At 61.9% G+C, this 2,332-nt stretch carries 2 protein-coding genes; both read left to right on the top strand.

The features are described 5' to 3' along the window. Nucleotides 1-223: 223 nt before the first annotated feature. A complete protein-coding gene (locus HY699_06505) occupies nt 224-1,432 on the top strand; it encodes a hypothetical protein (GenBank protein MBI4515448.1) in 1,209 nt (402 codons plus the stop codon). 28 nt (nt 1,433-1,460) lie between these two features. Then, complete coding sequence (locus tag HY699_06500) at nt 1,461-2,210, top strand: beta galactosidase jelly roll domain-containing protein (GenBank protein MBI4515447.1); 750 nt, start codon at nt 1,461-1,463, stop codon at nt 2,208-2,210. Nucleotides 2,211-2,332 lie beyond the last annotated feature (122 nt).

The raw sequence follows: 2,332 nt of genomic DNA, 5'->3' as shown, positions 1-2,332 counted from the left end.
CTTCCTCGCCCGCAAACCTGCGGGAGAGGATGGAGGTGAGGGTGCCATATGCTTCATGGCGGCAGAGGCCATGCAAAACCGGGGATCTGAAGGGCGCGGTCTTGCACGCTAAAGGTGGCGACTTGGCGTTGTGGTTGGTGGCTGGTTGACAAAGAGTTGGCCACGCGCGCCAGCAAGACGCGCGTGTGGGCATGCTGGAACGGTAGACACGACGGAGCAGCCGGTGAACTTGGTCATGGACCGCGCGTTCTTGTACAACTTGAGCTATCAGGAGGTCACGGTTCCCACCGCGGGTGATCAGGTCTACTTCGCCGGCCAGTGGCACGACGACGGCAGCGGTCCGACGCCCCCTTTCAGGATTCGCGTCTTGATCGATGGCCAGGAGTTCGAATCCTGGTCTGATTTTGTGGCTACGGGTGGGCAGACGTACTACCCGAACACGGCACGAACCTGGACCGTCACCGCGGGTGACCACACGATCCGCTGGGAGCTGGATACGGGCGACGCAGTCGGCGAGACCTCGGAGAACGACAATTACCGGGTGTACTCGTGGACCACGCCACCGACCCTGGACTTGGTGGCCGACGCCTCCATTATCGCGCTCGTCGTAGGCAGCAATCCGGTGCACGTAGGCGATATCGTGGCTTTCTCCCTCAACGGTCACTGCGTTGGGTCGGGTACCACGCCGGCTTTTCAGGTTCAGGCCCTCTTGGACGGCACGCCGTACTACTCCACCAGCAGGGCCGAGACGTGTCCAAACCCATTTAGTATTCCAGCGCCTACCCCCTGGACGGTGACACCCGGCTCGCACACCATTGAGTGGGTCTTGGATAGCCCGGGCGTCGTGCCGGAGAGCAACGATGGGAACAATCGAGCCAGCTCCGGGTTTACGGCGAAGCCGCCCGAGACCTGCAACGGCGTGGATGACGACGGCAACGGGGTGATCGATGACCCGGGAAGCTGCTGGGCGGTCGTCTATCGCTTCCAGAGCACTGCGGGGGCGCGCTGTCTAGGTCCGAACCTTTCGCCACCATCCACTTGCTTCGGCTACGCGCGCGAGATCGAAGCTTTCATCGTCGCCAGCAATCCGGTGCCCGGTACCTACCGCGCGCGGCAGTGCTCGAAAAGCACCGATCACATCGTGGTCGAGTATGGCTCGGCTGACTATAGCGCCCTCGCTGGCGCCGGGTACGATTGCAGCTTGGACCTCGGCTACATCTACCGCGCGGGACAAGGGCCAGCATCGGGGAGCACCCCGTGGGCGAACACCTGCAACCTTTACCGATTTCGGTATACCGTATCCGGCGGCTCGGGCGCCCATCTCTTCACCCGCGGGGCCGATAACGTCAGTGGCATGACGTGCGAACCGCCGGTGCCTGGACAGGTGCTAACGAACTTCTCGTGCTTCTCCGGCACACCATCGGGGTGTTGAGAATAACGTGCGTGGGTGGGGCGAGACCATGCAGGCGCTGAGGCGGATGGCAAGCAGCCGGGCGCACCCGGCGCGATTTGAGCACGTGGCCAAGATGCCAGATAGACGATGGATGAGCGTCAGACCGAGCGAACAGACGAAGCTGCTCACCCACGCTCGTGTGATCGCCATGGTGATCGTGATGGTGGTTGGTTCGTCCCGTACGGTATCTGCTGCCCCGACCTTCAACTGGCGCGCGTCGTCAACGACGAGCAACTGTGAAGGTCCGAACGATGGCTACGCCTGGCACCAGCCCGCATTCGATGATTCCTCTTGGACAGCCATCGGCCTTCCCGACAAAGGACACATTCCGAACAGGCAGAATCGCTTCTACCGAGGCAGGTTCAGCATCATCAAATCGGCAAACGCCAGCATATCTTTCGACAGCGACGACGGGATATGGGTATGGGTGAACGGCGCGTTCAAAGGACATTGGGGCGGTAACTGCAATCAAGGCGGTTGCGTGGGAAGCTCGGCCACCGGTTGCTCGGGGCCACGCGTCTACCTCGACATCTCAAATGACCTGGTCCCTGGCCAGAATGTCGTCGCCGCTCAGGTCGAGAACGGCCCCTCCGGCAGCTCTTACCTGTCTCTGTACTTCACGAGTTTCACCGACACGTCAGCACCCCTCGATCTGATTCGGCCGCTACGCGATGGCTTCTGTAAGCCGACGTGTAACTTCGCGTGGGTGCCTTCCGCTGATCCCTTGGTTGCGAAGTACGTGTTGCCGGCGGTCTGAGTCCGCGTAAATTTGGCGAAGTCATTTGAGTGCGTTTGGGCGAAGTGCATCGCGAAGATGGCGGCGGATGGTGGCGGGATCGCGATCGTCGATCGCGGCCTGCGTGGTCAGGGGCGGAGCGG

The organism is Deltaproteobacteria bacterium, assembly GCA_016210005.1.
Lineage (GTDB): Bacteria > Desulfobacterota > Binatia > HRBIN30 > JACQVA1 > JACQVA1.
Note: the sequence above shows the minus strand (reverse complement) of the source record. Positions and strands in the feature narration are given on the sequence as shown.

Bases quoted from the DNA above. Each gene is read 5' to 3' on its own strand.
- HY699_06500 (MBI4515447.1), top strand. From the start codon at position 1,461: ATGCAGGCGCTGAGGCGGATGGCAAGCAGCCGGGCGCACCCGGCGCGA.